General features: G+C 48.7%; 6 protein-coding genes and 1 pseudogene. 1 reads left to right on the plus strand and 6 read right to left on the minus strand.

The window, feature by feature from the left end; all coding sequences use genetic code 11:
• Positions 1 to 12 precede the first annotated feature (12 nt).
• Positions 13 to 993 carry an LPS O-antigen chain length determinant protein WzzB gene (gene wzzB / locus USF70_RS09935; protein WP_320735590.1) on the minus strand — a complete coding sequence of 327 codons (981 nt, stop codon included), beginning with the start codon at positions 991 to 993 and terminating at the stop codon, positions 13 to 15.
• A gap of 192 nt (positions 994 to 1,185) precedes the next feature.
• Between wzzB and USF70_RS09940 the strand changes: the two genes are divergently transcribed.
• Positions 1,186 to 2,190 (plus strand): NAD-dependent epimerase, encoded by a 1,005-nt coding sequence (locus USF70_RS09940; protein ID WP_320735591.1) that lies wholly within the window; start codon positions 1,186 to 1,188, stop codon positions 2,188 to 2,190.
• Between the two features lie 52 nt (positions 2,191 to 2,242).
• Here USF70_RS09940 and ugd read toward each other — a convergent pair whose 3' ends face one another.
• From ugd to USF70_RS09965, 5 genes and pseudogenes are all read right to left on the minus strand, one after another.
• Positions 2,243 to 3,409: a UDP-glucose 6-dehydrogenase gene (gene ugd / locus USF70_RS09945; protein ID WP_033145958.1), complete on the minus strand. Its 1,167-nt coding sequence runs from the start codon at positions 3,407 to 3,409 to the stop codon at positions 2,243 to 2,245.
• 226 nt (positions 3,410 to 3,635) lie between these two features.
• Positions 3,636 to 5,042, minus strand: a complete 1,407-nt coding sequence (gene gndA / locus USF70_RS09950) for an NADP-dependent phosphogluconate dehydrogenase (protein ID WP_069303055.1) — start codon at positions 5,040 to 5,042, stop codon at positions 3,636 to 3,638.
• 167 nt (positions 5,043 to 5,209) lie between these two features.
• On the minus strand, positions 5,210 to 6,580 hold the full coding sequence (gene cpsG / locus USF70_RS09955; RefSeq protein WP_320735592.1) for a colanic acid biosynthesis phosphomannomutase CpsG: 1,371 nt from the start codon (positions 6,578 to 6,580) through the stop codon (positions 5,210 to 5,212).
• A 10-nt stretch (positions 6,581 to 6,590) separates the two neighbouring features.
• Positions 6,591 to 8,018 carry a mannose-1-phosphate guanylyltransferase/mannose-6-phosphate isomerase gene (locus USF70_RS09960; protein ID WP_320735593.1) on the minus strand — a complete coding sequence of 476 codons (1,428 nt, stop codon included), beginning with the start codon at positions 8,016 to 8,018 and terminating at the stop codon, positions 6,591 to 6,593.
• A pseudogene (locus USF70_RS09965) lies at positions 8,018 to 8,528 on the minus strand (hypothetical protein); the annotation flags it as partial. The pseudogene USF70_RS09965 and the gene USF70_RS09960, both read right to left, overlap by 1 nt.

Genomic DNA, 8,528 nt, shown 5'->3' on the forward strand with positions numbered 1-8,528 from the left:
TTTATCTGCAAATCAGGCTTTTGGTTTGTAGTTGCGCAATGCGTTGCGGCCAAGCACAAAACCGGAACCAAGCAACCCGCCCAGCAGTACAGCAAGAATAAGAGTAATTGCTTTTTTCGGGCTGTCACGACGCACAGGGAGTTCCGGCTTCATGACATAACGGTAAACGTGGATCGTGTCCGGGTTAACGCTCAGATTCTGGATGTCCAGCAGATTTCGCCTGGTCTGGTAATAAGCTCTGGGAAAGACCAACGGGAGAGAAGCTTCGTTGTCAATCATTGATTTCAGCCCCTCACTTCCCAGCAGGAACATGGTTTCCTGAGTCACCTCCTGGGTTTGCTGGAGGCGCGGCGAGGTAATTTTCGCTGCTTCAGCGTTCTTGAGTGCCTCAGCAATCTGTTTGATACGCAGATCTTTCTGTTCCTGAGCGACCTTCTCCTGGTTTTTCAGAGAATCGTTCAGGGTCTTTATCTGCTCCTTAATATTGTCATTAAGGTCAGCGGCGAGTTCTTTAGCCGTTTGCTCATCAACCTGCTGAATGTACTGCGCTAGCTGCTTTTGCGCGGCTTCTGCCGATGTACTGGTATACGATACAATTAACGGGAGCGGCTGATCTTTAACCTTGGGCTCAATCGTCAGTTTTTCAGGCTCAGCCTGATTTTCAAGCGCCTGTGACAATGCCGAGAATGAGGCGCTAAAACGGCCGATAGCGCGCGTTTGGTTGTCAGTCATTGTAGGTGCGGCGGTACCGTACAGAATATTCAACGCATTAGAATAGGTGGCAATCTGAGCTGCGTCAGGTTGTGCAATGATTGCACTAGAGGTCCACTTTTCTTTAGCAACGGATAAATATCCAATTGCCAGGGCGATACAAACAACAACAAAGGCTGCTACCACCCACTTCCCACGCCACAGCTGCAGCACTAAATCAAGTAAATCAATTTGCTCCGGGTCATTGCTTCGGCTGACCTGGCTATTGTTATTTTGCGTCATACAATCCCTAACTGATAAAAAAAGGGCAAACATAATTAAGTTTGTATAGTTTATCTATTATTGGCGATTTTTCTATAAGAATCCGATGAGTAATATCGGAAAGATGGGTTATGTAACTTACACCCTTCGCGCTATCATAGACGCCATGTGATGCGTTACGGCATCTATAGAATAGGGTTTATGAGGGAAGCTATGAAATTTTTAGTCACGGGCGCTGCAGGTTTTATCGGTGCGAATGTCAGTAAACGCCTCCTTGAGGCTGGTCATCAGGTTGTTGGTATCGATAACCTCAATGAATACTACGATGTCAACCTGAAGCTGGCGCGCCTGGAACTGTTAAAATCTGAGCGTTTCACCTTCCACAAGCTGGAATTAGCTGACCGGGAAGGTATGGCCACGCTTTTCGCCAGTGAGAAGTTTGATCGTGTGATTCATCTGGCCGCGCAGGCGGGTGTACGCTACTCTCTTGAAAACCCTCACGCGTATGCAGATGCCAACCTTATCGGCCATCTCAACGTGCTGGAAGGCTGCCGCCATAATAACGTGCAGCACCTGCTTTATGCCTCGTCCAGCTCAGTATACGGCCTCAACCGCAAGATGCCCTTCTCCACTGACGATTCCGTGGATCACCCGGTCTCACTCTATGCCGCGACCAAGAAAGCCAATGAGCTGATGTCGCACACCTATTCGCATCTGTACAACTTGCCGACCACCGGCCTGCGCTTCTTCACCGTGTACGGTCCGTGGGGACGCCCGGACATGGCGTTGTTTAAGTTTACTAAGGCGATCATTGAAGGCAAAAGCATCGAAGTCTATAACTACGGTAAGATGAAGCGCGACTTCACGTACATTGATGACATCGCTGAAGCAATTATTCGTCTGCAGGATGTTATTCCTCAATCAGACACAAACTGGAGCGTTGAGACCGGCTCCCCGGCGACCAGCTCAGCGCCTTACCGGGTCTACAACATCGGTAACAGCTCGCCAGTCGAACTGATGGATTACATTACCGCCCTGGAAGACGCGCTGGGTAAAAAAGCAGAGAAAAACATGCTACCTCTTCAGCCAGGCGATGTTCTGGAAACCAGTGCCGATACCCAGGCGCTTTATGAGGTGATCGGATTTAAACCTCAAACCTCGGTTAAAGATGGGGTGAAGAACTTCGTCGGCTGGTACCGCGATTTCTACAAGGTTTGAAAATAAAAAACCCGGCAATTCAGCCGGGTTTTTTACAAAATAACGCAGAGAATTAGTCGCTACCAAACAGATCGCGGGTATAAACCTTATCCGCCACGTCAGCCAGCTCTTCCGCCATGCGGTTTGAAATGATGACATCGGCTTCTTTCTTAAAGGCATCCAGATCGCGGATCACCCGGGAATTGAAGAACTGATCGTCCGGCATGGCAGGCTCATAGATAACAACCTCAACCCCTTTCGCCTTAATGCGCTTCATGATCCCCTGAATGGAAGAGGCGCGGAAATTATCGGAGCCACTCTTCATGATCAGACGGTATACGCCGACCACTTTCGGTTGACGCGCAAGGATGGAATCGGAGATGAAATCTTTACGTGTACGGTTAGCGTCAACAATCGCCGAAATGAGGTTGTTCGGCACAGCCTGATAGTTTGCCAGCAATTGTTTAGTATCTTTTGGCAGGCAATAGCCGCCGTAGCCAAATGACGGGTTGTTGTAGTGGTTGCCAATACGCGGGTCGAGACACACACCTTCAATAATCTGGCGGGTATTCAGGCCAAGACTCTCTGCATAGCTGTCCAGCTCATTGAAATAAGCCACTCGCATTGCCAGGTAGGTATTCGCGAAGAGCTTAATCGCCTCAGCTTCGGTGGAGTCTGTGAACAGCACCTGAATATCTTTCTTCACTGCGCCTTCCTGAAGCAGCGCAGCAAAGCGTTCAGCGCGCTCTGAACGTTCGCCAATGACGATACGCGAAGGATGCAGGTTATCGTAAAGCGCTCTCCCCTCACGCAGGAATTCAGGCGAGAAGAAGATATTATCAATACCGAACTTTTCTTTAATAGATTTGGTAAACCCAACAGGAATGGTCGATTTAATAACCATCACCGCATCAGGGTTGATCGCGATAACGTCCTTGATCACCGCCTCTACAGTTGAGGTGTTGAAGTAATTGGTTTTAGGATCGTAGTCAGTAGGCGTCGCAATGATGACGTAATCAGCATCGCGGTATGCATCTTCTTTATCTGTCGTGGCGCGGAAATTCAGCGATTTATTGCTGAGATAGTCCTGAATTTCTTTATCCACAATCGGCGATTTTTTCTGATTGAGCATATCCACTTTGGCCTGCACGATATCCAGCGCAACCACTTCATGATTCTGGGCAATCAGAATGCCGTTAGAAAGACCGACATACCCTGTTCCGGAGATTGTTATTTTCATTCGCTAATGACTTCTGTGAGTTAACTGTACTGATGGCCGCCAGACCATCGCGATAAACATAACTGTTGGGCTTTGTACCTCCTGGCAAACTGAACTGTCAAGGCAAACCAGGAGTAATCACTACGAGCGGGGCGAGATTCAGACTACTTCGAATAACAGGCGACACTTTTTGCATAAAAAAACCCGGAGACAAGCTCCGGGTTTTGATTACAGCGAGTAAGTTAACTTATTCCATCCATTCGGTATGGAACACGCCTTCTTTATCGGTACGTTTGTAAGTATGCGCACCGAAGTAGTCACGCTGTGCCTGAATCAGGTTAGCTGGCAGCACAGCAGCACGGTAGCTGTCGTAGTAGGCTACTGCAGCAGAGAAGGTCGGAACCGGGATACCGTTCTGGACAGCGTAGGCAACCACGTCACGCAGCGCCTGCTGATATTCATCCGCAATTTTCTTGAAGTACGGTGCCAGCAGCAGGTTGGCGATACCGGCGTTTTCAGCATAGGCATCGGTGATTTTCTGCAGGAATTGCGCACGAATGATGCAACCCGCGCGGAAGATCTTCGCGATCTCACCGTAGTTCAGATCCCAGTTGTTCTCGTCTGACGCTGCACGCAGCTGAGAGAAGCCCTGCGCGTAAGAAACGATTTTACCCAGGTACAGTGCACGGCGCACTTTCTCAACGAATTCGGCTTTATCACCCGTTGGTTTAGCCTGCGGGCCAGACAGCACTTTAGATGCCGCGACGCGCTGCTCTTTCAGAGAAGAAATGTAACGCGCGAAGACGGATTCGGTGATCAGAGACAGCGGTTCGCCCAAATCCAGAGAGCTCTGGCTGGTCCATTTACCGGTACCTTTGTTCGCAGCTTCATCCAGAATCACATCAACCAGGTATTTACCCTCTTCATCTTTCTTTGTGAAGATATCTTTGGTGATGTCGATCAGATAGCTGTTCAGCTCGCCTTTGTTCCACTCGGTAAAGGTTTCAGCCAGCTCTTCATTAGAGAGGTTCAGACCGCCTTTCAGCAGGGAATAAGCCTCAGCAATCAGCTGCATGTCGCCGTATTCGATGCCGTTGTGCACCATTTTGACATAGTGACCAGCACCGTCCGGACCGATATAAGTCACACACGGCTCGCCATCTTCGGCAACGGCAGCGATTTTAGTCAGAATAGGCGCAACCAGTTCGTATGCTTCTTTCTGTCCACCAGGCATGATGGATGGGCCCTTCAGTGCGCCCTCTTCACCACCGGAAACACCGGTACCGATGAAGTTAAAGCCTTCAGCAGAAAGTTCACGATTACGACGAATGGTGTCCTGGAAGAAGGTATTACCGCCATCAATGATGATGTCACCTTTTTCGAGGTAAGGCTTCAGGGAGTCGATAGCTGCATCGGTACCTGCGCCAGCTTTCACCATTAACAGGATACGACGAGGCGTTTCCAGAGACTCAACGAACTCTTTCACCGTATAGAAAGGAACCAGTTTCTTGCCAGGGTTCTCGGCAATGACTTCTTCGGTCTTATCACGGGAGCGGTTGAAAACGGAGACGGTATAACCACGGCTTTCGATGTTCAGCGCCAGGTTGCGCCCCATCACTGCCATACCGACAACGCCGATCTGTTGCTTGGACATTACATACTCCTGTCAGGTGTGGTCACCACGGCTTATGCGCGGCTTGAAATGTGGTTGAGATGTTAACTCAGTATTAGGTGACATGAATAGCTTTTGCTGATCTATGTCACACTGATTGCACAATCCAGGTACAGTCAAGCCGCCAGAAATACGCTGGCGGCAGACCCTCACTTCCTGAGCAAAGCCAGAATTTCTTGCGTTTTCTCTTCCATCAGCGCCGTGTCAGCACGGGACTCCACGTTCAGGCGCACCACCGGCTCGGTGTTGGACGAGCGCAGGTTGAAGCGCCACTGCGGGAACGCCATGCTGATGCCGTCCGTACGGTCAATTTCCAGCGCGTGGATCGCAAAGTGCTGCTCCACGCGGGCAATGGCCTCGGCCGGCTGCGCCAGCTTGCTGTTGATCTCCCCGCTCGCCGGGAACGCCGCCATACGGTCGCTCACCAGCTCGCCCAGCGTCTGTCCCTTCAGGCACAGCAGCTCGGTCACCAGCAGCCACGGGATCATCCCGCTGTCGCAGTAGGCAAAGTCACGGAAGTAGTGGTGGGCGCTCATCTCGCCGCCGTAGATGGCGTCTTCTTCGCGCATGCGCTCTTTGATGAAGGCGTGGCCGGTTTTGGACATCACCGGCGTGCCGCCCGCCGCTGACACCACGTCGACGGTGTTCCAGGAAAGGCGCGGGTCATGAATGATTTTCGCACCCGGGTTTTTCTCAAGGAACGCTTCCGCCAGCAGGCCGACAATGTAGTAGCCCTCGATGAACTGCCCTTTCTCGTCGAACAGGAAGCAGCGGTCGAAGTCGCCGTCAAAGGCGATGCCCATGTCCGCACCGTGCTCAATCACCGCGTTGCGGGTGTCGTCGCGGCACTCCGGCAGCAGCGGGTTAGGAATACCGTTCGGGAAGTTGCCGTCCGGGGTGTTGTGCACCTTGACGAAGGTCACCGGCACGTTCAGCGCCTTAAAGCGGGCTTCCAGCGCATCCACAACCGGACCGGCCGCGCCGTTACCGGAGTTGATGACCAGCTTCAGCGGCTTGAGGTTCGCCACGTTGATGTAGCCCAGCAGGTGGTCGATGTACTCTTTCTGCAGGTTGATTTTTTTGTAGCTGCCGCGCTTCGCGTCGTTCACCGGCGGGAAATCGTTGGCTTCCGCCAGGCGCTGCACGTCGCGCAGGCCCGTGTCGCCGCTGATAGGGCGGGCGCCCTTGCGCACCAGCTTCATCCCGTTGTAGTCCATCGGGTTGTGGCTGGCCGTCACTTCGATACCGCCGTCCACGCCCAGGTGGAAGGTGGCAAAGTAAATCTCTTCGGTCCCGGAAAGGCCGATATCCAGCACGTCCACGCCCGCGTCCTGCAGCCCTTTCGCCAGGGCCAGCTTGAGGGATTCACTGGTCAGACGCACGTCGCCGCCCAGCACGATGGTCTGCGGTTTTAAATATTCGCCGTACGCGCGGCCAATGCGCCACGCGATGTCTTCATTCAGCTCTTCGCCCAGCTTGCCGCGAATATCGTAGGCTTTAAAACAAGATAATGTATTCATGGTATATATATTAAACTCGGCCATATCGATCAGCTATCCGAACGATGTCATCGTCCCCAAGGTAAGGACCAGAGCGAACCTCAATAATTTCTAGTGGAATTTTGCCTGGATTTTCAAGGCAATGCTCCGCTCCTACCGGAATATACACCGATTCATTTTCACCTAATAAGAATTGTTTTTCCTGTAGAGTTACTTTCGCAGTACCAGCAACGACAACCCAATGCTCCGATCGATGGAAATGTGTTTGAAGTGAGATACCTTCACCTGGATTTACTTCGATTCTTTTAACTTCATACCGCTTACCAGTATCAATAGAATCACACCTCCCCCATGGTCGATAAACTTCTCGATGGACTCTGTATTCACTACGACCGGTCGTTTTCAACTCTTCAACAATTTTTTTAACATCCTGGACGGCATTGTGTTTGGTTACTAAGATGGCATCTTTAGTTTGGACAACAATTAAATCTTCAACACCAAGCATAGTCACAAGTCCAGATTGTGCATGGACATAATTGTTTGAACTATTATGAGTTATGACATCACCAATTAAAACATTTCCTCGTTCATCTTTATCACTAATGTCCCATAATGAAGACCATGATCCCACATCACTCCAACCCGCACTCATCGGTACAACAACGGCATTAGCTGTATGTTCCATCACGGCGTAGTCAATAGAAAGATCAGGGCAACGAGAAAAGATCTCGTGATCAATGCGGATAAAGCACAGATCCTTGTCAGGCGATTGTATCGCTTTACTACAAGAATCATAAATATCAGGGCAGAATTTATGCAGCTCAGAGAGATACTTCCGAGCACCAAACATAAACATACCACTATTCCAATAATAACCGCCGTCAGATAAAAAACTTTCTGCTACTATCCGTTCTGGTTTTTCAACGAATGCATTAACTTTGAAGGCACCAGAAACTCCATCAACGCTTATTTCATCACCAGCCTGAATATAACCAAAACCTGTTTCTGGCGAGGAAGGCTCAATACCGAAAGTAACTAAATTACCATCTATAGCATAGGATGTGGAAATCTTAATGGCGTTAATAAAGGCAGCGTTATCTTTAATAATATGATCTGCCGCTAAAATTAATAAAAGGGCGTCTTCATTATCAGCAAGTTCTTTTAAACACTGAATTGCAGCTAACGCAACTGCAGGAGCAGTATTGCGGCCTATGGGTTCAAGAATGATTTCGTTGAGAGCATTTATTTGCCTAAGCTGTTCAGCAACAATAAATCGATGTTCTTCATTACAAATAATAACTGGACATTCAATTTCAAGCTTATTTAGTCGTGAAATTGTTTGCTGAAGCATAGTTTGCTCACCTTCAAGCGTTAAGAACTGCTTGGGATAAGTCAAACGCGAAAGTGGCCACAGCCGCGAACCGCTGCCGCCAGCCATAATTATAGGAATAATTTTCATTAATTATCTCTCAAGAAATCTTTAACCCAGTAATCAACAGAATATTTATTATACAACTCTGCCGTTAATGCTTTATAGTTTTTTTGCAGGAAGTTTTGAATTTGTTTTTTTGTAACCGAACCATCAATTACAAGTATATTGTCTTCGTTATAAAAATCATAATCACAGATATTCTTATTAGTTGTGATTAGTTTGCGCTTAGCCCCCAATGTTTCTATAGAGCGCATGGTAAGTCCTTGTTGTAATGGGTGAGATATATCAAGAATACATCTGGAATTGATAACTACCGAAACAACATCTTTTTTACTCAGAGAGCTAAATGAAACATCTTTAAGCGAAACTCTTTTAATCTCACGAGTTATATATTTTTTAAATAAGAAAACGATATAACTCGGGCAATAGAAAAATACATAACACCTAAAGCCACAACATATTTTTTTTACTTGTTCGTATCTCGATGAATGCACAGTCCCTATAAAAGATATATCGAATTGTGGACTTTCACTCAAC

This window comes from Enterobacter sp. 237C8, assembly GCF_034106865.1.
In the GTDB taxonomy this organism is placed as follows: domain Bacteria; phylum Pseudomonadota; class Gammaproteobacteria; order Enterobacterales; family Enterobacteriaceae; genus Enterobacter; species Enterobacter asburiae_B.